The following is a 26,560-nucleotide window of genomic DNA, read 5'->3' on the forward strand; positions in this document are numbered from 1 at the left end:
ATAGAATGAATTTGAGAAAAGAGGAAAAAGAATGGCGACTTCAAATCGATTGAAAGCATTGCCCCCGCATTTTTTCACAGAATTAATTGGAAAGGTCGAGGCAGCACAGGCGGAAGGCCGGGACGTCATCAATCTCGGCCGCGGCAACCCCGACCAGCCAACCCCTCCCCATATTGTCAAAGCGTTGCAGGAAGCTGCGGAAGATCCGGCGACTCACGGCTATTCCCCATTCCGGGGAACGAAGGAACTCCGTCAGGCAGCGGCGGACTTTTACAAGCGGGAGTTCGGTGTGACAGTCGACCCGGAAACCGAAGTGGCGGTCCTCGGAGGAACCAAAATCGGAGTGGTCGAATTGCCGCTCGCCATCATGAATGAAGGGGAACTGTTGCTCCTTCCTGACCCGGGCTATCCGGACTATTTGTCGGGTGTAAGCTTGGCGAGCATCCGCTATGAAACGATGCCGCTTCTCGAAGAAAACGGCTTTTTCCCGGATTACGGCAACTTGTCCGATCGTCAAAAACAAGAAGCGAAATTGATGTATTTGAATTACCCGAGCAACCCGACAGGCGTGACCGCCCCCCTCCCGTTTTTCGAGGAAACAGTCGCATTTGCCAAGGACCATAACATCTATGTGCTGAACGACTTCGCTTATGGCTCCATTGGGTTTGATGGAAAGAAACCGACCAGTTTCCTACAGGCTGAAGGAGCGAAAGACGTCGGCATCGAAATGCTTTCGCTATCCAAAATGTACAATATGGCAGGCTGGAGAGTCGGGTTTGCGATCGGAAATGCAGAAATCGTGGAAGCGATCAACTTATTGCAAGATCATTTATTCACAAGTGTCTTCCCTGCCGTCCAACGGGCAGCCATCACGGCGCTGACGGACAGTCAACAATGCGTGGACGATCTGGTGGCACTCTATGAAAGCCGCCGGGATGTCCTCGTTGCAGAATGCCGCCGGATCGGCTGGGACATCACACCGCCGACAGGCTCATTCTTCGGCTGGTTGCCGATCCCGGAAGGCTACACAAGTGAGCAATTCGCGGATCTTCTTCTTGCCGAGGCGAACGTTGCCGTCTCGCCCGGAAACGGTTTCGGGGAGTACGGCGAAGGCTATGTCCGTATCGGTTTATTGGAAAGTGAAGAGCGGATCAGGGAAGCCGTTTCCCGGATTGAGAAGCTCGGTTTGTTTTCGAAGTGAGTAAAGAATATCCATAAACAAGCGAAAGAGGCTGCCCATCTTCGGACAGCCTCTTCTCACATATGTATTTCACCAAAGCATCGGCTTTTGCACCATCAGCCAGAGCATCAGGAGCAACAGGCCAATGTACATCCAGGAAGTGGATCGCAGCCGATCCAGGACCTGTTTCTTATCAGCCGCTTGTTGGAAGTTTTTCAGAACACTTGTAAACCCTTTCGCCAAAAACACGACGGATACCAACATGATCGCCCACGTCAGCAGAATCCAGGATGAATACCAAGGCCATGGACCGATGATCAGTAAAACAACACCAGTGAATACCAAAACATGGCCTGCATGCATGACCATCCGGATGGTCGCTTGAATTACCGAGAGATAGGCGGATTCCACCTCCAGCTCGGCGCAGCGCAATCGCCGGATGATCGGCAGCAGGACGAATAATGGGCCGATGGACAAGACGGCACTGAACACATGTAAGTAAACAAAGAGATTATAGATGCCGAACTTCATGACCTAGCGTCATTTCTGCACTGGGCTATACTCATGTACCCACACAGACATTGTCGGAAACCAAGGCATTTTTTCATGAATCGCCAACATCGCCTGCTTGTACTCTTCCACTGTCGAATACCCTTCCGTCTTTGCATCTTCATCTGTCAATTCACCCAACGTCTGGGAATAAAGCTTGTCGATCTTGAATTCTTTTCCATTCAACACCATGATTTCTCCCGGATAGGCATAGACCCCGTTCCGCCGGGTCGCCGTCTTCTCCCCATTGATCACTTTTTCAACATCTTCAGGAATGGTGACAAGCCTTTCAATTGAGCAAGTTTTCTCAGGATAATTATTAGTCATCTTTGTTTCCCCACTTTCAATTGATTTCCCATCTCATTATATCCGTATTCGGACTATTAATCGAGGGCTTACATCTCTTGTAACAGATTTGCCATTTCAATCGCGGAAGCCGCGGCATCCCATCCTTTATTTCCTGCCTTCGTCCCTGCCCGTTCAATCGCCTGTTCAATCGAGTCGGTTGTCAGTACGCCGAAAATTACCGGTATCCCTTCCTGCAAGGAAATGGCCGCCACCCCTTTCGCAACTTCATTGCAAACATAATCGAAATGCGGTGTCGACCCGCGGATGACAGTGCCTAGCGTGATGACCGCATCATACTTTCCAGAGGTCGCCATTCTCTTTGCCGCAAGTGGAATTTCATAAGCACCCGGCACCCAAGCGATTGCTACATCCTCCTCGCTCACACCATGCCGACGCAGCGCATCTTCTGCCCCGCTCAATAATTTCCCTGTGATGAATTCGTTGAACCGGGCGACAACGATTCCGATCTTCAATCCGGTTCCGACTAAATGTCCTTCAAATGTAACTGCCATTTCACTTCCCCCTTAGTTATGCAATAACTGCTCCAGTTGTTCTTCGATAAGCGATCAAGTCCTGGATTGTCAGGATGACAAGATCTAACCGTTCTGCTATGACATTCAAATCGGGACGTCTCGCCATCGTTCCGTCTTCATTCATAATTTCACAAATGACGCCGACAGGTTCCGCACCTGCGAGTTTCGCCAAATCCACCGCGGCCTCAGTATGTCCCGCCCGTTTCAACACGCCGCCCGGCTTGGCAATCAGTGGAAAAATATGACCCGGTCTTCTGAAATCAGAAGGGACCGCCTGTGCATCGAGCATCGCAAAAATGGTTTCCGATCGTTCAAATGCCGAGATGCCGGTATGGCAATTCGCATGATCAATGCTGACGGTGAATGCCGTACCATGCGCATCGCTGTTCCGGTCCGTCATGAGCGGAAGGTCAAGCTGATCGGCTTTCTCCTCTTCAATCGGGACACAAATCAAACCTCTTCCTTCCGTCGCCATGAAATTGATCATCTCCGGTGTAGCAAACCGGCCAAGCGCTAAGAAATCTCCTTCATTTTCACGGTCCTCGTCATCCACTACGATGATCGGTTTTCCTTTTTTGAGCTCGTCAATCGCCTTTTCAATTGTTGCGAACAATGTAAAAGACCTCCTTTAACTGAGAAAACCGTTTGCGGCCAATGTCTCCATTGTTACGCCACCGACAGCTTTCTCCTCTTTTTTTGCCAAAAGCTTTTCCATATATTTTGCGAGCATGTCACACTCGACATTCACTTGTTCTCCTACTTTTTTCGCGCCAATGATAGAGTCTTCTTGAGTAACTGGAATGAGGGAAATGACAAACCCATTTTCCGTCACTTCGAAGATGGTCAATGATGTGCCATCCACCGTCACCGAGCCTTTCGGAATCAAATAATCCGACAACTCGGGAGCAATCGCGACTTCCATATAGACGGCATTATCATGTCTTCGGATTTGGATGATGTCACCGGTGCCATCCACATGGCCACTGACAAAATGGCCGCCGAACCGCCCATTGGCAGCCATGGCGCGCTCCAAGTTCAACCGGCTGCCTGTACGAAGCTTATAAAGAGTTGTCGATTTCACAGTTTCAGGCATGACATCCGCCGTAAACTGATCGGCCGAAAAATCCGAAACGGTCAGACAGACTCCATTCACCGCAATACTGTCGCCTTTCTTGACGTCTTCCAGCACTTTGCGGCAACGGATAGCTAGTTTCAATGAATGCGGCCCTTGTTGAACGGATGATACGGTGCCGATTTCTTCTACGATACCAGTGAACACGGAACAGTCCCCTCCTTTCGAAACTGGGGGTCCAGTGTGAATTTAATGATTTTGACAGCACTGCCGCTTCCGTCATAGGCTGTCTCCGGCGTCCTTAGATGCCGAACGAACAAAATACAGATAGGATACTTTCCACCATGGGGCAAACGGGTGGTGAGGAAAGGATTTTCATGAAGTACGGTTTCCACGTCAACCAAAATCGCATTATGGGTAGGGCGGAGGTAATGGACATCGGTCCGTGAAGCTTCCAATGTGGTCCATTTGCTGTCCCCAGTACGCGTGGAAAGGCGGCCATCGAGGATGACGGCGGCTTTCATGGTGACGGTCGGTTTACCGTATATGTTGTAGTGAATAAATGCCCGGTTCAACTGCTCTGCCTCTTCTTTTACTATACCGGTGACGACTTCCATTCCGGCATCCTGAAAAAGCCCGATTCCCTTCCCGTTAACGGAAGGACTCGGTTTGACGGATGCCATAAAGACGCGACGGATCCCGTGTTGAATAAGCAGATCCTTATATAGCGGCGTTTTGCCTGGATAGACACCGTGTTGCGGCGTATCATTCGAACCGTCACGAATGGAATCTGCGTCGATTATCGCGGAAGCAGACACTTTCACTCGCAGCGAATCGGTACCCGCCTTGAAGTTTTGTCCATTTTGCACAGAGACGGCATCGACGAATAGATTCGGCAAGAGTTGACCTTCCGCGGTCCGCACTAAGGCAAGAGCAGTGTTCATTCTACATTCCGGATCCAAATACATTCCCCCTTTCAATGATTGAAAAGGGCAGAACGGATCGGGCAATGTACGCCAACCCAAATCGCTTCTCCCATCCAGACTGTAACTGTCGGTGCCGGAGTTTCACCAGCTCCACCGCCTTCCAAGGAGGAAGGACGGGTCACGGACTGACGAGCCATTGCTCGATCACCGCCGGTAAGGAATTTCACCTTGCCCCGAAGCGTTTGAATTGTATGTACATTACTAACGGTACCATAACCGTTTCTGTTAATCAAAATGCAAAGGAGGAAATAGTGAAAAAGTGCTAGTTCCGGGTGGGTTGGGGTGGGTTTCTGGTAATGGGTGGAAAGCATGTGTGGAAATAGCATATCCGTAAGATGAACTGGTACACCATCATGGCGATCTCCTATACTTTGGGCGGGAACTGGCACACCTGCCGAGAAAACTCTAATTCCCTCTGCCGATTCGAAATCTTACCTTCAAGTTCATAATTGTATTCGTCACTTTTGCTCACTTATTCGTCACGATTATCGATTTATCCGTCACAATCTCAATTTTAATCGTCACTTTCAATACCTTATTCCCGTACCAGGACTTTTGACCCTTAAACGTATGAAAGGAGCTATAGCATCCTTTAAGAAAAAATGGTTTAATTCCGGTTGCTTGCACCCATTGCCAATTCTTTTGCACTAAACACCAGGTTTCTTGCACTCCAACCATAATTGATTGCATTCAACTACCGATTTCTTGCATAGGCCCTTCAATCGCTGCCAGATCTTATCTTTCTTGCACTCGTCACTTAGTTGCTTGCACCCAGCACCGGATTCCTTGCACTTCCACACTATTTGCTTGCACAGGCCTTATTATAGCTACCAGGCCTCGCCTTGCTTGCACTCTACCTTGTCCTTGCACCCACCCACACTTGCTTGCCCCACCCTTTTTCTTCCCACAATAACAACCCGGACTGCTCTTTCCGCAGTCCGGGCCCGTTTGAAATTTATTCTTTCAGGTCTTCAATGGAGTCGATGTCCATGTATGTCGGTACGACCAAACCGATTTTAACACCTTCCATGTTAACGCCGAGTTCTTCGAATTGGCCTTCGAATTTATCCGCATAGTTTTTATGCGTGATCGGCAACCATGCAGCTAGAGAAGCATCCGCACTGCCATCGGCAACTGCTGTCCAGAGTGGACCTGCTTCAACTTGCGTCAATGTTACGTTATAGCCCATATCTTCGAGAACCAATTTCATGACGTTATGGCTCGCAATTTCACTATCCCATGCAACGTAGGCAAGATTGATCTTATCGCCGTCCACTTTTTCGACGCCTTCTGTCCATTCCGCCACTTTGTCCGCATTTTCATCAATCCAGTTTTGCGCCGCTTGTTCTTCTTTTTCACCTTCCTGGATCGCTACCATGACAGCTCCCATGTCTTCCTCTGTCCAATTAAAATTGGAGAGAATTTGATGTGCTTCCGGGAGATCTTCCTTCAAACCGGCACGGCCAATGGTCCTAATTTGTTCTTCCCCGCCGTATACGCCTTTCGGATCCTCTAAATATTTCAAATCGAATTTCGCGAATTTCCAGTGTGGGGTCCAACCTGTCACGATGATCGGCTCTTCTTTGTCATACGCTTTTTTCAAGGCAGCTGTCATAGCCGCACTGGACCCGGATGTGACATCCCAATCTTTGAGTTCGTATTCCTCGATTGCTTGTTCCGTTGCCTGCATGATACCTGCTCCTGGGTCAATGCCGGTAATTTTGTACTTTACGGATTCACCGACCGAACTGCTGCCCGAAGTATTTTCCGGATCGCTGCTCGATTCATTACTTCCCTTGTCATCACTGCCGCAAGCTGCCAAGCCTAGTGCCAGCAGCGCAGCCGTTCCTAATCCAAGTACCTTTTTTGTTAAAGTCATTCTGTAAGTCCTCCCTTTTTCTTCTTACCTGCATGTTGGGTGATCCGATCCAAAATAATCGCCACGATGACAATGGATAACCCGGTTTCAAACCCAACACCTGTTTTCAATTGTGTCACGGCCCGGTAGACTTCCTCACCAAGCCCTGGTGCACCGACCATGGAGGCAATGACGACCATGGATAGTGATAGCATGATGCTTTGATTGACCCCTGCCATGATTGTCGGTTTGGCGAGCGGGATTTGCACTTTGCTCAACCGTTGCCATGTTGTCGATCCATACGCTTCTGTCGCTTCAATCAAGTCTTTCGGCACTTGCTGGATACCAAGCATGGTCAAGCGGATCGTGGGCGGCATCGAGAAAATGACCGATGCCACGACGCCTGGTACGACGCCGATATTGAAAAAGAAAATCGCTGGCAATAAATAAACGAATGCCGGCATCGTTTGCATGAGATCCAAGACCGGATTGACCACATTTCGGACCGTCCTCTTTTGTGAACCCCAAATACCGATCGGAACCCCGATGACGAGTGCGAAGAACACGGATGTCAATACGAGCGCCAGCATTTGTAACATCGGATACCAGTAACCTAAGTAATCGATGAACAACAGGCCGACCAAAGTGAATATCGCAATGCGGCGTGTCGATAAAAACCACGCCAGCAAGGAGAATAGAACAGCGAGTAGAATCGATGGCACCATGTTCAGCCATTCTACTGACCCTTCCACGATCCCCGCCAAAAAATCGGCGACTCCATCAAACACAGAGCCGAACGTTGAGACGAGCCAATCAATGCCATTATCGATCCAGTCGGCAAATGGCAATCGAGGTAAAAATTCATTCATTTCCATCCACCTCCTCGTTCACTTGCTCAGCTGACTCGATTGTGCCGTTATTATTGATAAACTGATTGTCGCCTGATAGCGCTCCAATCAGTGCACCACGAATGATAATCCCTTCCAATTTCCTTCTCTCGTCGATGACTGCAACCGGGATGGCAGTTGTCGAAACGATATCGAAGAGATCTGTCAAAACCGTATCGGCTGGTATCATCGGAAAATCGGTAATTAAAACCTCTTCCAATGTTTTCCCTGTTTCCACGGCTTGCACCGCATCCTGTGCAGTAACCGCACCCAGTAAGCGGTTCCCGGAGTCAACGACATATATGGATGAAATGCGGAGACGCTTCATAAGTCGCAATGCAACCCGTGGGCCGCGGTCGATCTGTACCGTGTCCGCTTTTTTCATAATATGGCCCGCTGTCAACACTTTGGACAAGTCGACGTCTTCGACGAAACGTTCCACATACTCGTTGGATGGGCTCATCAGAATCTCTTCCGGCGTTCCGACTTGAACGACTTCCCCATCTTTCATCAAGGCGATGCGGTCTCCGATTCGAAGCGCCTCATCGAGGTCATGGGTGATGAAGATGATCGTTTTCCCCATATCATGGTGAAGCTGCAGCAATTCATCCTGCATATCTTTGCGAATCAACGGATCGAGCGCACTGAACGCTTCATCCATCAATAAAATATCCGGTCCGTTGGCAAGGGCTCTCGCCAAACCGACACGCTGCTGCATCCCGCCGCTCAATTGTTTCGGATATTGATCCTCATAGCCTGCAAGGCCGACCAGTTTCAATGATTCCAAAGCCTTCTCCCGACGTTGCTCTTTGGACACTCCTTTGATCTCCAAACCGTATTCCGTATTTTCCAGGATTGTTTTATGCGGAAAGAGGGCAAAATTTTGAAAGACCATGCCGATTTTATTCCGTCTTACTTCCCGGAGTTGTTCTTTGTTCATCTTGACGATGTCTTCGCCATCCAGCAGAATTTCGCCCATTGTCGGATCAATCAGCCGGTTCAACATCCGGACCAATGTCGATTTTCCGCTCCCGGACAATCCCATGATGACAAAGATTTCCCCTTCGTAAATATCGAAGGACGCATCATTGACCCCGACCGTCGCTCCGGTCGCTTGCAGGATCTCCCGTTTGCTCTTTTTTTCATTCAGCATTCGGGCTGCACGCTTCATGTTTTTCCCGAAGATTTTCGTTATCTTTTTCACTTGTATCTTCTTGACAAGACTCTGGTCACTCATTTGTACACTCCTTACCTTTTGTAAACCTGCGAACCTAATCAATTATAGATGTAATCAAATTGAAATACAACCGTAATTTCCGAATGAATTGTTTGTACGGTAAAAACTGTACTAACCATAATAAATATAAATTGATTTTTTCGGGAAACTATAATACGCTAGATTGCAGCGATAACAGTGGAGGTAACGCTTTATGGACGGTAGGGAAAAACTTGATAAAGCCCGGGAACGGATCATTGAAACCATTGCCGAAAATATTCATCTCTACGGTCTGACACCTTCATCCGGTAGACAATACGGTGCCATGTATTTTCATGATGAACCATTGACTCTAGATGAAATGACCGAAATGCTCGGCATGAGCAAAACTAGCATGAGCACATCCGTACGAGCTCTTTCCGATTTGAAATTGGTGGAACGCGCCTGGAAACGGGGCGTCCGAAAAGACCTGTACCAAGTGAAAGATGATTGGTATCAAAGTTTCATTGATCTTTTTTCGATAAAATGGAGGAGGGCCATTTCACTCCATTCCGTTGCAGTCAGGCGATCATTGAAAGAATTGGGCGAACTGTTGCAGGATGAATCGATTGATGACGATCTGCGGAAAAGCGTGGAGAAGGATATAGCGAAGCTTGAATACATGCGGGACTATTATGATTGGCTCGATCGATTGGTCGATGCGTTCGAAGATCATGAAATCTTTGACCTTGTCCCAATTGATAAAAATCAAGATAAATGATAAAAAACGGCAGACGAGCCAAAGCTTGTCCGCCGTTTTTCTATTGGTTCATACTACCTCGGCAGGCACCGGTATTGAACCTGCCATTTCAACATCCTCGTGCTCCGGCTGTGGTTCGGGTACTTGGAAGAATTCTGCGTTGGAACGGAGCGTGTCGGATAATGCGGCCAGATCCAGCCCCGCCTTTTCCACTTGCACCATCGCCTCATGCTGTTCTTGGAAGGAATGGAGCATTCGGACGGCATTCTCTTTATTTTTCAGGGAAACTTGTTCCACTTGAACGGTCACATTTTCGAGTAATGGGACAGCCGTCTCCAATGTATGCAGATGATCGGACATGATCAACAGCTTTTCATTCAAAGCTCTAATTTGGACGGCAGCTTCTTGGAAATGTTGCCCGTTCTCCGTCGTGACGATTTGGAAGACCGCCCCTTTTTCTTTCATCGTTTCCACGTTCGAAGCCGAGTCATGGACACTCTGTTCCATGCCGATCAACATGTCCTTTATTTTCTCGGTGGCGTCATTTGATTGTTCCGCCAGTCGCTGCACCTCATTTGCCACGACTAAAAATCCAGCCCCCGCACTTCCTGCACGCGTTGCTTCGATTTTTGCGTTCAGCGCGAGCATCCGTGTCTGCTCTGTCACATGCGCAATCAAGTTGACGATTTGGTCCAATGATTCGCATTTCCCTTGAAGCTCTCCGATCGTTTGCACGACTTGACGCATGCTGTCAAAAAAGAGCTGCATGGAATCGGCAGCCGCCGCAACCGACATTTCTCCGGTATTCGCAACCTGCTCCGTCCTGGCCGACAAGCGGGAAACGTCTTCCATCTCCCCAAAAAGGCCATGCAATGATTCCTTCATATGGTGAAACGCCTGCTGCTGCTGAGCAGACACCGACACCGTCTCATTCGCCACCGTCCCCAATTCAGAGACGATATCTTTTACGAGTTCATTTTTAGCCAACAGAACAGTTGAATTCTGTTGTAATTGTTGTCCCGTATTCAAAAGCCGGGTGCTCGTTTGTTGAACTCCCACCAACATTTGCGACATGCTCGCAATCATCATTTGAAAACTTTTATTCAACGAACGGATTTCGGGGATGTTGGATTTCGCAGTCAAATCCACCCGCAAATCCCCTTCCCTTACAACCCGCATCTTCTGCTGCAGCTGAATCATCGGATTCGTCATGTTCCGGATAATCCATGAGATCAATAAGATTCCTAGCAGGAGAGATATGATAATGGTCACAAAGACGAAAACCGCCATTTGCTGCGTAGCTGCCAAGTAATCGTGATCCGGGATGGCAATGATGTACTCCCCACCTAATTCCTGAATTTCAAAAAAGCTCAGCGTATAAGGCTCGCCGCCAATTGTTTCATGAAGTACCCCTTTGCGATCTTCCCGGATTTTACTCAAAACGGAGGGAGAAATGGGCAAATCCCGATTTTTACTTATTGAAAAAGGGATCAACTTTTCCCCTTCCAAATAAAACATATCCGCACGATAGCCGGATTGAACCAACGAAACATGCTGGCGCTTGACGACCGCTTCCAGCTCACTCATGAATCGACCACGGTCTCTGACATGGGCAAGCATCAATGTTTTGGCCAAATCATTGATAATATGGACTTCCCTTTCCAGTCGGGAGGAAACAAGGTCGATCGTATTTTCTTTTGATTTCTCATATGTAACGAAGCCGATACATGTCGTCGACACAAGTAAAATGGAGGAGATGGCCGTCATGAGACGGTATTTGAAAGACCATTCCACCCTTGTGACGGCTGACTGCCTTTTCAATCGAACGACCCGCATCCCCTTAACTTTCTGTATCCATTTCCTCAATCCAATAACCACCCTCCAGGAATATGTACTCAATTTTAAATCAGGATTATTGAGTCTTTGTAAAGAGGTTGTAAAGAATTGATATGATTTTGGAAATGCTAGGCAGGATGGACTGGTGAATCTAAAAAACCCTCTGACATTTCCGGTCAGAAGGCTCTCCTTTCATTTCACTTCAACAGTATGTTCTTCGTGTTCATGCAGCCCGTCTTCATTTTCTACATGGATTTGGATATGGAACGTGCCCGGTTCTTGGAAAGTATGGGTCGCTGCGTATTCGCCGGCTTGGATCTCTTTTGCATCCACCCAATCTTTTGCATTTTCGTTCCCTTCGTTCCAAATTTCATAACGGACGTTTGCTCGCTCCAATGGATGACCGTCCATTTGGAGGTGGACTATCAATTCTTGCTCTTCCTCCGCCGCGACAGCTTCCGGTTTCTCGAAATGCATGGAGAACCCATCCGCATGACCGTGCTCATGTCCAGCTTCCTCTTCCTGAACCGCCTCATAGTTGCCACCGCCACCGACTGTCACTTCTTTTTTCGGCATCGTGTGCATGCCCCTTGCATCCACGTGGACTTGGATGTGGAATAGGCCGTCATGGTCGAATGTCGTGTCGGCAGTGTACAGCCCCTCTTTCGCATTCGTTGAATCGATCATGACACTGTCATCTTTCTTGCCCTCTTCCCAAACTTCAAAAACGACTTTGTCCGCATCTTCGACTTTTTCGTCTCCTTGCGTCACAAGCGCTTCCATCTTCACTGTTTCTCCGATCTCCACTTGCTCCGTCACTGTTAGCTCGACTGCTATCGGTAAGATCTCTTCCGGTTCGGTGCTCACTTCCGGCTCTTCATTTTTCCCGCAAGCGGCCAGTACTGCAAGGGTCATTCCGATCAATAACCACCCTAAAATCCGTTTCATCCGTCTTCCTCCTATACCATTTTTCTTCCCGTAAATCTGTAACTTCAGTATGATTATAAAAGATAGTTGCGAACTATTGGTGAAGAATTGTATTTCATATAGTTTTCACAAATGTATTAGACACTAAAGGTAAAAGAACTGCGATGGAAATGAGGTATGGCAGATGAAGCAAACGACAATCTTAATCATAGACGATGAAGAGCAGATGAGAAAACTGATCCGGACCTTCCTCGAAAAAGAAGGCTACGCGGTCCTTGAAGCGTCGGACGGGATCCAGGCATTATCTCTCGTCGAAAAGGAAGAGCCCCATTTATGCATTGTGGATGTCATGATGCCCTATATGGATGGTTTCACCTTTGCCAGGGAGGTGAAACGGATTTCCACTGTCCCCCTCATCTTCCTATCCGCGAAAGGCGAAGAATGGGATAAAATCCAAGGATTGAAATTGGGTGGCGATGATTACATCGTGAAACCTTTCCTCCCTGGCGAACTGTTGGCACGCGTGGAATCCGTCCTGCGCCGGACATATCAGCAGCGTCAATCCGAAGATGTTTTACGGGCTGGACCACTTGTCATCAATCAGACATCCCATACAGTCACCTTGAACGGCAAACCACTCTCGTTGACTCTGAAAGAATTTGGGGTACTGCATCTTCTAGCAAGCAACAAAGGCCGCGTCTATTCGCGGGAACAATTGCTCCATCTTGTCTGGGGTGATGAACATCAAAGCAGCGAACGGACCGTGGATACCCATATTAAGACATTGCGCCTGAAGATGGGCGATGACGGACAAATGATCGAAACGGTTTGGGGAGTCGGCTACAAGTTTGAGGTGTAATGATGAAAAGCCCGACATTGAGCAAGAAAATACTGATCGTCCTTCTGACGAGCATCGGATTCACTATCTTATTCTCTTTCTTTTTCATCCATTATCTTTACTCGGAGCTCTATTTGGACAGTATTGAAGAATCGATCATCTACCAAGGGAAACGGACAGCATCCCATTATCACTACGGGGAATTAAGTGACGAGATCATTGACAAGATTCGATGGTATAACATCGTCTCGGAATATGAAATTATCGTAGTGGATAATTTAGAGGAGCTCTCCTCCTACTTCCCCTACAAGATCAACTATGAGACGTTGGTGGATGAGAAGGACCATGCCCAATTGGAAAGAGGGGCCTATGTCGAGAAGAAAGGGTATGTGGAGGAGCTGAACCGGGACATTTTGGGTGCCATTTTTCCGATTAAGGGAGAAGACGGCCTCATCGGTTTCATTTACATTTATGTACCGCTTGCCGCAATCCAGGATGTTTTCCGGGAGAGCATCCCCTTACTTATCATTGTCGGTTCCTTATTCTTTTTCGTCCTGTTCCTTGTCGTCAATCGGGCGTGGCACTCCCTTTTCAAGCCTTTGAAGGACTTACAACAACTTTCCTACGAGGTGTCCCAAGGGAACTACTCCAACCGGATTGAGACGGAGCGGGAAGATGAAATCGGCCAACTGACGAAAGCATTCAATACGATGAGTCTGTCTTTAGAAGAGCAGGAAGAACGGAAAAAGGAGTTCACTTCGAATATCGTGCATGAACTGCGGACTCCTTTGACTTACATTTCCGGCTATACGCATGCGTTGAAAGAGAAAATCTATTCCTCCCCAGAGGAAGCCGAAAGTTATTTGCAGACGATGGAGAAAGAAACGGAGAGACTGAACAAATTGATCTATGATTTGGCCGACCTCAATCATTTGCAGCAGGATCTCTATACGATCGATTGGCAACCGATTGCCGTCGCCCAGTTATTGTATGATACGTTGGATTTATTCAGCATCCATCTCAAGGAAAAAAAGCTTCTTCTCGATTTGTATCTGGAAGAGGATACGATCTTGTCAGGCGATCCGAAACGGCTTCAACAAGTATTTTACAATACGTTGGACAATGCCATCAAATATTCGCTTCATGGCGGCAGGATTTCGGTCACTTTGAAGGAAGAGGCCGATTCTATCGTGTTCCAAGTGACAAACGGCGGAACCGTCATCGATGAAGAAGATATCGGAAGGATCGGGGAACGTTTCTTTCGGACGGATAAAGCGCGGAATCGGACAACCGGCGGAACCGGTCTAGGCCTTTCCATCGTCAAGGAAATCGTCCGTTTACACGGAGGCTCGTTTCAGATTGCGAGCAGCCCCGACAGTGGGACGACAATCACAATTCATTTGCCTGGCATGAACGGGGATGAGGAAGGAGTGAAATAAGGTGAGTCAGCGGCTATTGCATCGTTTATTATTGCTGTCCACTCTTCTACTTATGGCAGGTTGCGGTTCCGAAATGGCTCCCGGCAGAGAACTTGCCTCTTTTTCATTCACAGACCAGGATGGTCGATCATTCGGTACAGACGAATTACAAGGGCATATTTGGGTAGCGAATTTCATCTTTACCAATTGTGAAACGGTCTGCCCTCCGATGACAATGGAGATGGCCTCCTTGCAAAAAATGGCTGAAGAAAATAGCCTGGATATACAATTCGTCACCTTCACGGTCGATCCGGACGTGGATTCTCCCAAAGTACTCAAAAAATACATCCAGCACTTTACGGAAAATGAGTCGAATTGGCATCTGCTGACCGGGTATTCCCAGAAAGAGATCGAGAGATTTGCCTTGGAACAGTTCCAGACCATTGTCCAGAAGCCGAAAACTTCAAATCAGGTCATTCATGGAACGAATTTTTATTTGATTGATCCGAATGGGCGGTTGTTGAAAGAATACAATTTTGCGGACGACTCCTATCAGGAGGACTTGCTGAAAGATATGGAACGTTTGACCCGGTTGGATTCATGAACCGGGTTTTCCTTGATACGATGCGCTCCATTTTTGTATAGTGGACATACATCTGAAGGAGGGCTGTCATGGATCCGATCTTATCGAAAATCGAATATACGATTGTGGACCGGAAGACCGTCTGGCATGAGCAGACGTTTATCCGTTCCAGTCATCACGTCACCTTAACCCGACAGGTCATTGCAACCGGAAAAAATACATTTCATTTGAGAGATGTGCTTGACCTGTCCTATCGCCCCTTTTCGGGAGGCACCGGCCTATTTTATCTGCATACAATTCAAGGCGTCTTCACCTTCACGGTCGTCGAGGATCCATCCAGTTTCATGGATCTATTCGAACAATTGAAATCCGGCTTCAGCTCCTTCTAAGCGTTGCAGAATCGGGATAGGGATTGTTTAAAATCCTTCCATTGTTGGTATAGAAGAAATAGCAACTACCATTGGAGGGATTTTTACATGACTGTTAAAAAAACTGTGGAAAATGCAGTACAAGCAAAGCAGGAAATCGAAAACTTGGTAACACAAGGATACACCCACGATGATATTTATATTTTTGCCCATGATAAAAAACGAGGCGACGATATTACGGAAGCACTGGACACCGAGAAAGTCGGCTTGTCGGAACAAGGCTTTCTCGATAGCATGAAAAACATGTTTTCTTCCCGAGGCGACGAATTACGTAGCAAAATGGAAGCGGCCGGCTTGACCGAACAGGAAGCGGCAGATGCCGAAAAAGAACTCGACCAAGGGAAGCTTGTCTTGATTGCGAAAAAATAATAAGCAAGAAGGGCTTCCTGACAGGGAGTCCTTTTTTGCATGAGACAGACCCACAGAAGAACATTGCATAAGGGAGGGAAACGATTTGAATGAAGGAAATTGCCCGGATTGCGGGAACGGCATGATAAGAGGTTATATTCACTGCGGAAACCGGCTCGCCTGGGTGCCAAAAGTGTCAAAATGGAGTGTTGAACCTAATTTTAATGAGGGGGCCGTCCTTCTGTCGGGCCAGAACCGTTTTTCTATCAACCATGTCAACGCATATTCATGCGAAACGTGTAAAAAGGTTATCATCGATTATTCAGCACAAGTCAATTAAATCAAAGATAACTCGCTATGTTGCCACCGTCTGCACGTTATCTTCATCGTCACATCATCCAGATTCGGATTGGTTCTCCGAAGCCAATTCGGAATCCGGGCAGGCACATAAGAAACTGTAATTGTAGACCATGACCAACCTATCGGGGCATGACAGGTTCCTCGATTGCCCTCATAGTTTCGGGAATTGCCATGACACTTCCGGGGGTTTTCCCATGACAGTTTGGACGAGCCATGACAGGTTCCTCGATTGCCCTTACATTTTAGGATATCGCTATGACAGTTCCCGAACCTATGCCACACGAAAAACCCGTGGACAAACTCTGATTATAATTCAGAGTTCGCACACGGGTTCAATTTGCCCGAAACGATATTATTTCACTTTTTCTTTTTTTATTTGCTTACTTCTCAACTGTCCGCATGCCGCGTCGATGTCGGTGCCTTGCTCCAACCGGACGCCGCAGTTGATCCCTTTCTTTTTCAACGTTTCGTAAAACGCTTTGATTGCTTCCGGTTTACTGCGTTTGTACTGCCCGTGTTCGTCGACCGGATTATAGGGAATCAGGTTGACATATGACAGATGACGCTTGTTTTCCAATAACTTGGCCAATTGTTGGGCTTCCGCAACGTGATCGTTGACATCTTGCAGTAGAATATATTCGAATGTGATCCGCCGGTTTGTCGTTTCTAAGTAATAATCGATCGCTTCCATGAGCTTCTCGATCGGATAGGCTTTGTTGATCTTCATGATGCGAGTACGCAAGTCGTTATTCGGCGCGTGGAGCGAAACGGCCAGATTGATCTGGATGTTTTCATTCGCGAACTCCCGGATTTTCGGCGTCAAGCCGCTCGTTGAAACGGTAATATGACGGGCCCCGATGGAAAGTCCTTTTTGATCGTTGACGACCCGGAGGAAATTCATCAGGTTCGTATAGTTATCAAACGGTTCACCGATTCCCATCACGACGATATGGCTGACCCGTTCGTCGTTATTTTTGGTGTCCAGATGCTGTTGGACTTTCATGATCTGACCAACGATTTCCCCTGCATCCAGATCGCGATTCTTCTTCAATAAACCGCTAGCGCAGAAACTGCATCCGATGTTGCAGCCGACTTGTGTCGTGACACAGACGGAATGGCCATACGGAAAAGTCATCAGCACTGTTTCAATCAAGTTGCCGTCCTGCATTTTAAAGAGGAACTTGATCGTTCCGTCAGCCGACTCCTGTTTGACGGCCAGTTCCAGCGTCTCAATGACAAAATGCTCGTCCAATAATTGGATGCAGTCTTTATTGATGTTTTTCATATCCGTAAAATCCGTGATGCGCTTTTTATAAAGCCAATCCCATACTTGGGCGGCCCGAAATTTTTTCTGTCCATGCTCTACAAGCCACTCGGTCAATTGGTCGAGCGTCAATCCATATATCGATTTTTTCATTTTGTATTCCTCATTTCAAAAATTGCCATTCAAATATTATACTACAACAAACATGAAAAGGGAACAACCATTGCAAGCCGGGTACGCAGCAGGCACTCACTTGTCGTCAATCCGCTTTTTCTCATTTTTTATTCTAACAATGAATGTAGCCAAGTAAACGATTGCCAACACGGTGAATAGAGCACCGCTTCCCAACATTCCTTCCCGGAAGCGTACAACCGCCAAATATACAACAAATGCCATCAATAACACATCTAACGCTTTTGACACTTTCAAATTCCCCGCCTCCATGTGAGTATGTCCGATTTCCAAAGAAATGATGTGCTGCCCCGGATCAGGCAGTCCCGCTTTTCTCAGTATAGCAGAGTCCCTTCCCAACCGGTCAGCCTCTTTCTGTAAGAAAAATATTAATATAGGCTTTGACAAAGTATCCATGAAAACGGAGGAAAGGACATGTCCCTCGCTACCATGCAACGGAAGTATTAATTTTTTTGCCAGCTGTTCAAATTTTCCGTGTTCCACTCTTCTATTTGTCATTATAGCTGCTTTATAGGGGTAATTGTTAAAAACAGAAAATGGTGGCTCTAAGAGGATGATGGAGTAGGTGAATGAGGCGGGAAATTGCAACGAAAATTGGAGTTATTGGGCAGAAAATAATTATGGATCATTATCGTAAAAGGACAATGGTTCATTTAACCGAACTTATCGCCTTTCGTAATAAATCGATATCTTTTATAATCAAAGGCTTTATAGCCGCAGGACATTTTTCGCTATCTCTTTTCAATTTTTGTATTTCTTCTTTCAAGACCTTCACCTCAGCTTGATCTAACATGCAGATCCCCCCTTCATGACCATTATACCCATTTATACGGCAGGTCAAACGAACCAGTCACGTTATAAGGGGACGAGGAAGAAGCCAGTACAGCTGAAATCTCTGTCTGGCCACTTTTGTTCGATTTAATTCAAACCAACTGTTTCAATGTTTCCAACAACTTTTCCATTTGTGCATCGGTTCCGATCGTGATACGCAAATAGTTGTCGATCTGCGGTTTATTGAAATACCGGACGAGGATTCCGGCTTCTTTCAACTGGTTGTAGAGTGTTTCTGCTGCTGCGGTCTCATGGCGAGCGAATACGAAGTTCGCCTGGGATGGCAGGATGGTAAAGCCGAGCTGTCCGAGTGCGCGTGCTGTCTTTTCCCGGGTCGCTACGATTTTCCCGACTGTTTCCTCGAAGTACGTTACGTCTTCAAAAGCAGCAGTCGCCCCCGCCATCGCCAACCGGTCGATCGTGTACGAATTGAATGAATCTTTGATCCGGATCAGCGCTTCAATCAGGGACGGATTCCCCATCGCTAATCCGACACGCAATCCTGCCAAAGAACGGGATTTGGAAGTCGTCTGGACGACGAGCAGATTATCATATTTCCGAATCAACGCGACCGCAGACTCCGTCGCAAAATCGATATACGCTTCGTCAATGATGACGACATGATCAGGATTGTTTTTCACAATCCGCTCGATGTCTTCCAGTTCTGCATACAAGCTCGTCGGCGCATTCGGATTCGGCAAAATGACACCGCCCTCCGCCCCGTAAAACTGCTCGATCGGCAAAGTGAAATCATCATTCACCGGAACTTCATCATACGAAATATCGAAAATCTTTGCATAGACCGGATAAAAACTGTACGAGATGTCCGGGAACCGGATCACTTTTCCGGGTTCGAAAAACGCCATGAATGAGAAGGCCAATACTTCATCAGACCCGTTTCCGACAAACACTTCCTCTTTAGAAATGCCGTTCTGGTTGGCGATCGCTTCCCGTAGTCCGTCCGCTGTCGGCGAAGGATACAATTGCAATGTCTGCTGCATTTCCGCCTGAATCGCAGCTAGCACTTTTGGACTTGGCGGATATGGATTTTCATTCGTGTTCAGCTTAATGATATCTTTCTGATTAATCTGCTCGCCAGGGACATACGGATCCGTCCGTTTTACCATGCTGCTCCAATATTTAGTCATTGCGCAGCACTTCTTTTTTCGGACGCCGCTTTCGCAAAATCGTCTTCACATCTTCAATTGTCACGTCCAAAATTTCCATCATGACGAGGGAGTGGTACACCAAATCAGCCAGCTCATTCGTCACTTCTTCCTTGTCATGATTCTTCGCCCCAATTACCACTTCCGTCGACTCTTCTCCGACCTTTTTCAACACTTTGTCTAGTCCTTCATGGAACAGATACGAAGTGTAGGAACCTTCCACCGGATTCGCTTTTCGCTCGCGGATTTCGTCCGCCACTTCATATACCACTTCCCGGATGGACGGCTCTTCTTCGAAGACGGTCGTATAGAAGCAACTGGTCTCGCCCGTATGGCAGGCAGGCCCTTGCGGAACGACTTGGACCAAAATCGTATCTTGATCACAATCAAATGAGAGCCGTTTCACCGTCTGTTTATTGCCCGAAGTGGCGCCTTTATTCCACAGTTCCTGTCTTGATCGGCTAAAGAACCAAGTTTCTTTCGTTTCTAATGTCTTTTGCAGCGCTTCTTTATTCATATATGCAAGCATGAGGACATTTCCCGACTGTTCGTCCTGCACAATTGCCGGAATCAATCCGTTTTCATCAAATTTCAGAGAATTACTATCAAAGGTCATCGTCAGTCATTCCTAACCGGTATATTTTGTTCATCCAAGTAGTTTTTCAATTCGCGGATGTTGATGTCCCCGAAGTGGAATACCGAAGCGGCCAGGGCAACGTCGGCTTTCCCTTCCGTCAATACATCACGGAAATGTTCCGGCTTCCCGGCGCCACCGCTCGCAATGATGGGAATATCGACCGCTTCCGCCATCGCTCGATTCAATTCCAGGTTATAGCCATCCTTGACACCGTCCTGGTCGATGCAGTTGACGACGAGTTCTCCGGCTCCAAGCTGTTCGCCCTTCTTCGCCCACTCGATCGCATCGATGCCCGTGTCTTCCATGCCCGCTTTTGCAAACACATTCCATTTGCCCGGCGCGACTTCGCTGACGTCCATTGACAACATGACACGTTCCGAGCCGAATTTCTTCGCGGCTTCTTCAATAATGGATGGATCTTTCAGAGCTGCGCTATTTATAGACACTTTATCGCCGCCGATGCTTAAGATTTTCTCCACATCTTCGATCGTCCGGATACCGCCGCCGACGACAAATGGCACGGGTACTTCTTTCGCAATTTCTTCAATCAAGTCCAAGAACATGCCACGGTTTTTCGTCGAAGCGGAAATGTCGTAAAACACCAGCTCGTCCACACCATCTGCAACGTATTGTTTTGCCAAGGTTAGCGGATCGGCCACTTCTTGCACGTCCAGAAATTTCTTCCCTTTTACGACTTTGCGGTTATCGACATCCAGACAGGCAATGATCTTCTTCTTTGTCATTTGGACTCCTCCAGTACTTTCTCCAAGGATAGTTTGCCTTCATATAAAGCCTTTCCGATAATCGCACCGTACATATTCATTTCTCGCAGCTTCCGGATATCTTCTTCCGTCGATACGCCTCCGGACGCGATGATGTCGATGGTGGACGCATTGTTCATGACGTCCAACTCCTGGAAATTCGGACCTTGCAACATGCCGTCCTTGGCGATATCGGTATAGACAACCGTTTCCACGCCGATTTCGACAAGCTCCGCCAGCAAATCAACCGCCTTCACTTCGCTCGTCTCCGTCCAGCCATCCGTTGCGACAAATCCATTCCGTGCGTCAATGGAGACGGCAATTTTCGAACCGTATTTCTCCACCGCTTCTTTCAAGAACTGTTTGTCCTGAATGGCCGCTGTGCCAATGATGACCCGGCTCACTCCGTTCGCAATATGGGAATCGACAATTTCCATTGAGCGGATGCCGCCCCCCACTTGCACGGGCACCTCGACGGACTTCGCAATTTCTTCAATCGCTTCGCGGTTCAGCGAGTCCCCTGTTTTCGCGCCGTCCAGATCGACGACGTGAATAAATTCCGCCCCTTGCCGTTGCCACTCTTTCGCCATCTCGGTCGGCGAGTCGTTATATACCACTTCCTGGTCATAATCCCCTTGGATCAGACGGACACACTTTCCGCCCCGAATATCAATCGCTGGAAATAAAATCATCGTTGGCTCCTCCTTAATATACCCGCTACTAAACCGTTGATTTCCACTGCAGCGGACGCTTTCCGCGAGGCGGGAGTCGCCGCCCTCCGCTCCAATCAACTAATAACCTTATCGCCCATGATAAAGCATCTGCCGAACAATCGGATCAATTTTATAATTATAATAAACCCTTTGTAGACGGAATCCCCTTGACGTCTGGATTGACGGCGCTGGCCATGCGCAACGCCCGTCCGAATCCTTTGAAAATGGATTCGATGATATGGTGCGTGTTTTTTCCATAGTCCAAATTGATATGTAAGGTCACCTTGGCATGGCTTGTGAACGCATGGAAGAACTCTTCCACCAATTCCGTATCGAAGTTGCCCACTTTATCCTTCATCCCTTCCACATTGAAGACAAGGAAGGAACGGCCGCTGATGTCGATCGTGACCGTGGAAAGGGCTTCATCCATCGGAACGGCGGCTTGGGCATAGCGTTCAATTCCTTCCTTCGTCCCGATGCTCGCGTTAAAGGCTTGGCCGAGCACGATGCCGATGTCCTCGACCGAGTGATGCTGGTCCACTTCAATATCGCCGTTGCATTTGACATCCAAGTCAAACCGTCCATGCTTTGTGAATAAAGTGAGCATATGGTCGAGAAAGCCGACACCCGTGTCGATGACCGTCTTGCCGGTGCCGTCGATTGCAAATTCCATATCGATTGATGTTTCCGCTGTTTCGCGGGAAATCGTTTTACTTCTCATGCTGATCCACCTTCCGAACCCGTATTGAATTGGCATGTCCCGTCAGCTGTTCCGCTGTCGCCAATGTGATGATATCATCCGCCACTTCCTCAAATGCTGCTTGGGAAAACTGGATGATGCTTGATTTTTTCATGAAATCATAGACACCGAGCGGAGAGGAAAAGGCTGCTGTCCCACTCGTCGGCAACGTATGATTCGGCCCCGCGATATAATCCCCCAACGCTTCCGGGGAGTAATTGCCGAGGAAGATTGCACCTGCGTGTTTAATATAAGGAAGTTGCTCGTTCGCATTTTCAATCATGAGCTGCAAATGCTCTGGAGCCAATTCATTTACAAAATCAAAAGCTTCCCGCAAGGAATCGACTAAGACGATACGGCCATAATCAGCGATCGATTTTCCGGCAATCTCCTTGCGATCCAGCTTGGCCAATTGCCGGTCCACTTCCTGCGCCAGCTCCTCCGCAAACTGCCGGCTTGTTGTGACGCAAATGGCAGCCGCCCGCTCGTCGTGCTCCGCTTGCGAAAGCAGATCCGCCGCTGTATATACGGGATTGGCCTTATCGTCCGCAACTACACAGATTTCGCTTGGACCCGCGATCATATCGATGGCGACATCCCCGAACACCCATTTTTTCGCCCGGGCCACGAAAGCATTCCCTGGACCTGTGATTTTCACCACTTTTTGAATGGTCTCGGTTCCGTAGGCCAGCGCCGCGATCGCCTGTGCACCGCCCACCTTATACACCACATCGACTCCTGCAAGTTCAGCTGCGGCAAGTACATGGGGATTCACTTTGCCGTCCGATTGAGGCGGCGTTACCATGGCAATACGTCCGACTCCCGCAATTTTAGCAGGGATGGCATTCATCAAGACAGTCGATGGATACGCCGCTTTCCCTCCCGGTACGTAAATGCCGACGCTATCCAATGGAGTTACTTTTTGCCCGAGCATGACTCCGTTCTCTTGATTGATGAACCACGAACGCTCCTTTTGGACTTCATGATAGGCAGCAATCCGCTGTTTCGCATTTTGCAGTGCCGAAACGAAATCATCTGCTACAAGCTCGCGGGCTTCGGCGAACTCTTCCTCCGATACGGCGAAATCCTTCAACTCCACACGATCGTAACGCTCTGTATACTCGCGTAATGCCTGGTCCCCGTTTTCTCTCACTTGATCGATGATCGCAAGCACTGCCCGGTCGAATTCCAGATCGACTTGTTCACCGGAATCCCGCTTTTCACTTTCGAATTCCTGCCAAGATACAATTTTCATGAATTGCCCTCCAATCCCATCTTCAAATCGGAGATGAATTGCTGGATGCGCTCCGTTTTCGTCGCATAACTCGCTTTATTGACAATCAATCGTGCACTGATATCCGCAATTTCTTCCAACACGACCAAGCCGTTTTCCTTCAACGTCGTCCCGGTCTCTACAATATCGACGATGACATCCGCCATGCCGATCAATGGAGCGAGCTCAATCGACCCGTTCAATTTGATCATTTCCGTGCGAATGCCGTTCCGGTCGAAATATTCTTTTGCCGCATTCGGGTATTTCGAGGCGACTGTCAAAAATGGCATGCCGCTAATTTCCTTCCCCGGAAAACCGGCAACCGCCAATTTGCACTTGCCGAAGCCGAGGTCCAGCAGTTCGTAGACGTCCCGCGGATCTTCCATAATCGTATCCTTGCCGACAATGCCGACGTCGGCCGCCCCTTTCTCTACATAGGTCGGGACGTCCACCGCTTTGACGAAGATCAATTTGATATTCTGTTCGTCGTCAAAGATGACCAACTTCCGGCTTTCATCGGTAAACTCGGAAAAACGGACATCCGCCTTTTCCAGAAATTTCATCGCCCGGTCCGCTGTACGGCCTTTCGCCATTGCCACTGTTAAGTATTCCATTATGAAACTCCCTTCAAGCCGTCAAGCAACTCCAGCAATTCTGCTGGCGTTACGAATGAAATGCGGTTATCGCCTTCACATAGTTCATGTCCATTCTGTTGCAAATAGACCGTATAAGCGCTTGGCCTGCTTTCGCTTTGTCCTTTATCCGTCGGCACGGATAGCACTTTCATCGATTGTTCCCGGAGCTCATTGGCAATTTGGATAGCCAACTCCACTTGCTCCTTGCCATAGACGATTTTGACATCGATCGGATAACGTGTCCCCTGTTCCGAATCAGGGACGACTTTCACGAGCGACTCGATTTCACAAGCAAATCCGATAGCTGGCAGTGTCGCCCCGAATTCATTGCCCAATTGGTCGTAGCGGCCGCCCATCAGAACCGGTTTCCCTAGGCGTCCGACGTACCCTTGGAAAATGATGCCCGAATAATAATCCATATGATTGATGAGACCTAAATCGACGACGAGATACTGTTCCAAACCGTACATCTTTAATATACTATAGACGTCCATCAAATAATCGAGCGTTTCCTGCATCTTGCCCGTCAAGGAAAGCTGTTTTGCCTTCTCGCTGACATCGGCCGGATTTCCATAAAGGAATGGAATTTGTTCGATCGCCTGTTTCACTGCTTCATCGATATCCAGATTCCGGACAAATGGCCCGATTTCCACCACATTTTTCGCCTGAATCAATGTCTTAAGCTGGCTGATCTGCTGTGGTTTCAATGGAAGATTCCGTACCAGTTCATTGAAAAACCCTGCATGGCCGATTTCGATTTTGATATCGGCGAAGCCCAAGTCTTTCATCGTATGGCATGCGAGCGCAATGACTTCCGCATCCGCTTCAGGTGAACTTTCGCAGTAATACTCGATGCCGGCTTGGGTGCGTCCGATCTTTTCGTTTTGCTCAAATGGCTGGCGGAACACTTCCTGTACGTAATAATACCGCAGTTCGTCGGACAGATTGCCGATCGTATGGGCCAGTTCCTGCGTGACCGGAATAGTGATATCAGGACGCAGGACGAGCACCTCGCCTGTATAATCAATCACTTTAATCATCTCAAGTTGATTGATGGAACTATTCACTTTGGAATACAGATCGTATTGTTCAAAAGCCGATGTTTTGATCCGTTCATAGCCGTATGTAGTGAACCGTTTACTAATCGTATCAATAATTTGTTCGTATTTTTCATGTTCGTCCGAGATTAATTTGGAATACAAGTCATTCCGCCCACCTTCCGTGATTCGCTTTATCACTTTACTACACTAAAGTTATATAGTACTATAAAGCCAGTTGAAAGAATTGTCAACTAAAATCTATGTATCTAATGTATACTGCTAACTGGATTTGCACTTCCAACCTAGCCATTTAAAATCAAGGAGTTGTTTTCATTGTTTGATTATCATATGCACAGTTCATTTTCCGCGGATTGCGAAATTCCGATGGAGAAGATGATTCAAGGATCGATTGAAAAAGGAGTGTCCGAAATTTGCTTCACCGAGCATATCGATTACGAATACCCGGACAAGGATTACATTTTCGATTTCAATAAGAAGGAATATGCAGATACGATTTCCCAGCTGCAACAGAAATTCGATGGGCAAATCCGCATCAAAAAAGGAGTGGAGATCGGAGTCCAGCCGCATATCCTCGACCAATATGAAGAGTTGATGAACAAGGAAGAGTTTGACTTCGTCATCTGTTCCATGCACACCGTCGATAAAAAAGACTTGCATTTCGGCGAGATTTTCAACGAGAAGTCTGCCGAAGAGGCGTATACGACGTATTACGATGAATTGCTCTATTGCGTGAAGAACTACAAACGCTATTCCATTTTGGGGCACATCGATTTGATGAAGCGCTATGCGAAAGAAAAGGTCGATCGGGACTATCTAGATGTCATCAAAGAGATTTTCGACGTCATCATCCCGGACGGCAAAGGAATCGAATTGAATACATCCGGCGTGCGCTACGGATTACCGAACGGCATGCCGAGCGACGATATTTTGAAATTGTACAAGCAATGTGGCGGCGAAATTCTCACTTTGGGGTCGGACGCCCACAAGCCACAGGACATCGCCTTCCAATTCCGCGATTCGCTCGAGTTGTTCCAGTCGATCGGGTTCAACTATATTTCGACGTTCGACAGGATGGAACCGAGCTTTCATTCCATTGAAGGTTTATTAGCGAAGGCTTGATTTCACAATGCCAATTTTCATACATAAGCAGCCCTCGTCTCTATCAGATGAGGGCTGTTTATG

At 47.7% G+C, this 26,560-nt stretch carries 30 protein-coding genes, 1 pseudogene and 1 riboswitch; of the genes and pseudogenes, 9 read left to right on the forward strand and 22 right to left on the reverse strand.

The annotated features are described in order from the left end of the window. Window positions 1-31: 31 nt before the first annotated feature. Complete coding sequence (locus tag OXB_RS16875) at window positions 32-1,201, forward strand: pyridoxal phosphate-dependent aminotransferase (protein WP_041075746.1); 1,170 nt, start codon at window positions 32-34, stop codon at window positions 1,199-1,201. 69 nt (window positions 1,202-1,270) lie between these two features. On the opposite strand, the gene OXB_RS16880 is transcribed toward OXB_RS16875, so the two are convergent. The 9 genes and pseudogenes from OXB_RS16880 to OXB_RS16925 all read right to left on the reverse strand — a co-directional run bounded on the left by OXB_RS16880 (window position 1,271) and on the right by OXB_RS16925 (window position 8,650). After that, on the reverse strand, window positions 1,271-1,711 hold the full coding sequence (locus tag OXB_RS16880) for a DUF2269 family protein (protein ID WP_041075748.1): 441 nt from the start codon (window positions 1,709-1,711) through the stop codon (window positions 1,271-1,273). A 9-nt stretch (window positions 1,712-1,720) separates the two neighbouring features. Continuing rightward, complete coding sequence (locus tag OXB_RS16885) at window positions 1,721-2,056, reverse strand: ASCH domain-containing protein (RefSeq protein ID WP_041075750.1); 336 nt, start codon at window positions 2,054-2,056, stop codon at window positions 1,721-1,723. A gap of 68 nt (window positions 2,057-2,124) precedes the next feature. Next, window positions 2,125-2,589: a 6,7-dimethyl-8-ribityllumazine synthase gene (gene ribH / locus OXB_RS16890; RefSeq protein ID WP_041075752.1), complete on the reverse strand. Its 465-nt coding sequence runs from the start codon at window positions 2,587-2,589 to the stop codon at window positions 2,125-2,127. Window positions 2,590-2,611: 22 nt separating this feature from the next. Continuing rightward, window positions 2,612-3,223: pseudogene (gene ribB, locus OXB_RS16895) on the reverse strand (3,4-dihydroxy-2-butanone-4-phosphate synthase); the annotation flags it as partial. Window positions 3,224-3,238: 15 nt separating this feature from the next. Next, on the reverse strand, window positions 3,239-3,889 hold the full coding sequence (gene ribE / locus OXB_RS16900; protein ID WP_041075754.1) for a riboflavin synthase: 651 nt from the start codon (window positions 3,887-3,889) through the stop codon (window positions 3,239-3,241). After that, window positions 3,871-4,707 (reverse strand): dihydrofolate reductase family protein, encoded by an 837-nt coding sequence (locus tag OXB_RS16905; RefSeq protein ID WP_144399733.1) that lies wholly within the window; start codon window positions 4,705-4,707, stop codon window positions 3,871-3,873. The genes ribE and OXB_RS16905 overlap by 19 nt, the downstream gene beginning before the upstream one ends. Continuing rightward, a riboswitch (FMN riboswitch) is annotated at window positions 4,706-4,853 on the reverse strand. (Overlaps the previous gene by 2 nt.) A 770-nt stretch (window positions 4,854-5,623) precedes the next feature. Continuing rightward, window positions 5,624-6,547, reverse strand: coding sequence for a glycine betaine ABC transporter substrate-binding protein (locus OXB_RS16915; RefSeq protein ID WP_041075757.1), 924 nt, complete (start codon window positions 6,545-6,547; stop codon window positions 5,624-5,626). Further along, a complete protein-coding gene (locus tag OXB_RS16920; RefSeq protein WP_041075759.1) occupies window positions 6,544-7,395 on the reverse strand; it encodes an ABC transporter permease in 852 nt (283 codons plus the stop codon). Before OXB_RS16920 ends, OXB_RS16915 begins: the two co-directional genes overlap by 4 nt. Continuing rightward, window positions 7,388-8,650: a quaternary amine ABC transporter ATP-binding protein gene (locus OXB_RS16925; RefSeq protein ID WP_041075761.1), complete on the reverse strand. Its 1,263-nt coding sequence runs from the start codon at window positions 8,648-8,650 to the stop codon at window positions 7,388-7,390. The genes OXB_RS16920 and OXB_RS16925 overlap by 8 nt, the downstream gene beginning before the upstream one ends. Before the next feature lie 193 nt (window positions 8,651-8,843). On the opposite strand from OXB_RS16925, the gene OXB_RS16930 reads away from it, so the two are divergent. Beyond that, window positions 8,844-9,389 carry a GbsR/MarR family transcriptional regulator gene (locus OXB_RS16930; protein WP_041075763.1) on the forward strand — a complete coding sequence of 182 codons (546 nt, stop codon included), beginning with the start codon at window positions 8,844-8,846 and terminating at the stop codon, window positions 9,387-9,389. 48 nt (window positions 9,390-9,437) lie between these two features. Here OXB_RS16930 and OXB_RS16935 read toward each other — a convergent pair whose 3' ends face one another. Both OXB_RS16935 and OXB_RS16940 read right to left on the reverse strand, forming a co-directional pair. After that, the gene (locus OXB_RS16935) at window positions 9,438-11,234 is read right to left on the reverse strand and encodes a methyl-accepting chemotaxis protein (protein WP_144399734.1); all 1,797 of its coding nucleotides are present in this window, start codon (window positions 11,232-11,234) and stop codon (window positions 9,438-9,440) included. 162 nt (window positions 11,235-11,396) lie between these two features. Next, window positions 11,397-12,152, reverse strand: coding sequence for a FixH family protein (locus OXB_RS16940; protein WP_041075767.1), 756 nt, complete (start codon window positions 12,150-12,152; stop codon window positions 11,397-11,399). Between the two features lie 163 nt (window positions 12,153-12,315). On the opposite strand from OXB_RS16940, the gene OXB_RS16945 reads away from it, so the two are divergent. The 6 genes from OXB_RS16945 to OXB_RS19500 all read left to right on the forward strand — a co-directional run bounded on the left by OXB_RS16945 (window position 12,316) and on the right by OXB_RS19500 (window position 16,086). Next, window positions 12,316-12,990, forward strand: coding sequence for a response regulator transcription factor (locus OXB_RS16945; RefSeq protein ID WP_041075769.1), 675 nt, complete (start codon window positions 12,316-12,318; stop codon window positions 12,988-12,990). A gap of 2 nt (window positions 12,991-12,992) precedes the next feature. Next, entirely contained in the window at window positions 12,993-14,408 is a 1,416-nt protein-coding gene (locus OXB_RS16950) for a sensor histidine kinase (protein WP_041075771.1), read from the forward strand. Window positions 14,409-14,460: 52 nt separating this feature from the next. Next, window positions 14,461-14,991: an SCO family protein gene (locus tag OXB_RS16955; RefSeq protein ID WP_052484210.1), complete on the forward strand. Its 531-nt coding sequence runs from the start codon at window positions 14,461-14,463 to the stop codon at window positions 14,989-14,991. A 68-nt stretch (window positions 14,992-15,059) separates the two neighbouring features. Beyond that, window positions 15,060-15,359 (forward strand): hypothetical protein, encoded by a 300-nt coding sequence (locus OXB_RS16960; protein ID WP_041075773.1) that lies wholly within the window; start codon window positions 15,060-15,062, stop codon window positions 15,357-15,359. Window positions 15,360-15,446: 87 nt separating this feature from the next. Then, window positions 15,447-15,767, forward strand: a complete 321-nt coding sequence (locus OXB_RS16965; protein WP_041075775.1) for a general stress protein — start codon at window positions 15,447-15,449, stop codon at window positions 15,765-15,767. 85 nt (window positions 15,768-15,852) lie between these two features. Further along, window positions 15,853-16,086, forward strand: a complete 234-nt coding sequence (locus OXB_RS19500; RefSeq protein ID WP_442852879.1) for a PF20097 family protein — start codon at window positions 15,853-15,855, stop codon at window positions 16,084-16,086. Window positions 16,087-16,458: 372 nt separating this feature from the next. Here the strand turns inward: OXB_RS19500 and rlmN are convergent, their stop codons facing one another. From rlmN to hisZ, 11 genes are all read right to left on the reverse strand, one after another. Next, entirely contained in the window at window positions 16,459-17,523 is a 1,065-nt protein-coding gene (gene rlmN, locus OXB_RS16970; RefSeq protein WP_041075777.1) for a 23S rRNA (adenine(2503)-C(2))-methyltransferase RlmN, read from the reverse strand. Between the two features lie 96 nt (window positions 17,524-17,619). Beyond that, window positions 17,620-17,901 (reverse strand): hypothetical protein, encoded by a 282-nt coding sequence (locus OXB_RS16975; RefSeq protein WP_041075779.1) that lies wholly within the window; start codon window positions 17,899-17,901, stop codon window positions 17,620-17,622. 310 nt (window positions 17,902-18,211) lie between these two features. Continuing rightward, window positions 18,212-18,355 carry a hypothetical protein gene (locus OXB_RS18990; protein ID WP_158333769.1) on the reverse strand — a complete coding sequence of 48 codons (144 nt, stop codon included), beginning with the start codon at window positions 18,353-18,355 and terminating at the stop codon, window positions 18,212-18,214. 130 nt (window positions 18,356-18,485) lie between these two features. Continuing rightward, entirely contained in the window at window positions 18,486-19,541 is a 1,056-nt protein-coding gene (gene hisC, locus OXB_RS16980) for a histidinol-phosphate transaminase (RefSeq protein WP_041075781.1), read from the reverse strand. After that, window positions 19,534-20,181, reverse strand: a complete 648-nt coding sequence (hisIE, locus tag OXB_RS16985) for a bifunctional phosphoribosyl-AMP cyclohydrolase/phosphoribosyl-ATP diphosphatase HisIE (protein ID WP_442852914.1) — start codon at window positions 20,179-20,181, stop codon at window positions 19,534-19,536. Before hisIE ends, hisC begins: the two co-directional genes overlap by 8 nt. Next, the gene (gene hisF / locus OXB_RS16990; protein ID WP_041075785.1) at window positions 20,178-20,939 is read right to left on the reverse strand and encodes an imidazole glycerol phosphate synthase subunit HisF; all 762 of its coding nucleotides are present in this window, start codon (window positions 20,937-20,939) and stop codon (window positions 20,178-20,180) included. Before hisF ends, hisIE begins: the two co-directional genes overlap by 4 nt. Then, on the reverse strand, window positions 20,936-21,649 hold the full coding sequence (hisA, locus tag OXB_RS16995; RefSeq protein WP_041075787.1) for a 1-(5-phosphoribosyl)-5-[(5-phosphoribosylamino)methylideneamino]imidazole-4-carboxamide isomerase: 714 nt from the start codon (window positions 21,647-21,649) through the stop codon (window positions 20,936-20,938). Before hisA ends, hisF begins: the two co-directional genes overlap by 4 nt. Window positions 21,650-21,806: 157 nt before the next feature. Then, complete coding sequence (gene hisB / locus OXB_RS17000; protein WP_041075789.1) at window positions 21,807-22,391, reverse strand: imidazoleglycerol-phosphate dehydratase HisB; 585 nt, start codon at window positions 22,389-22,391, stop codon at window positions 21,807-21,809. Continuing rightward, complete coding sequence (gene hisD / locus OXB_RS17005) at window positions 22,381-23,664, reverse strand: histidinol dehydrogenase (RefSeq protein ID WP_041075791.1); 1,284 nt, start codon at window positions 23,662-23,664, stop codon at window positions 22,381-22,383. The genes hisB and hisD overlap by 11 nt, the downstream gene beginning before the upstream one ends. Continuing rightward, complete coding sequence (gene hisG / locus OXB_RS17010; protein ID WP_041075794.1) at window positions 23,661-24,296, reverse strand: ATP phosphoribosyltransferase; 636 nt, start codon at window positions 24,294-24,296, stop codon at window positions 23,661-23,663. The genes hisD and hisG overlap by 4 nt, the downstream gene beginning before the upstream one ends. After that, a complete protein-coding gene (gene hisZ / locus OXB_RS17015; protein ID WP_052484126.1) occupies window positions 24,296-25,519 on the reverse strand; it encodes an ATP phosphoribosyltransferase regulatory subunit in 1,224 nt (407 codons plus the stop codon). The genes hisG and hisZ overlap by 1 nt, the downstream gene beginning before the upstream one ends. A gap of 171 nt (window positions 25,520-25,690) precedes the next feature. Between hisZ and OXB_RS17020 the strand changes: the two genes are divergently transcribed. Continuing rightward, window positions 25,691-26,497 carry a histidinol-phosphatase HisJ family protein gene (locus OXB_RS17020; protein WP_041075796.1) on the forward strand — a complete coding sequence of 269 codons (807 nt, stop codon included), beginning with the start codon at window positions 25,691-25,693 and terminating at the stop codon, window positions 26,495-26,497. The last annotated feature ends 63 nt before the right edge of the window (window positions 26,498-26,560 follow it).

The organism is Bacillus sp. OxB-1, assembly GCF_000829195.1.
GTDB lineage: Bacteria > Bacillota > Bacilli > Bacillales_A > Planococcaceae > Sporosarcina.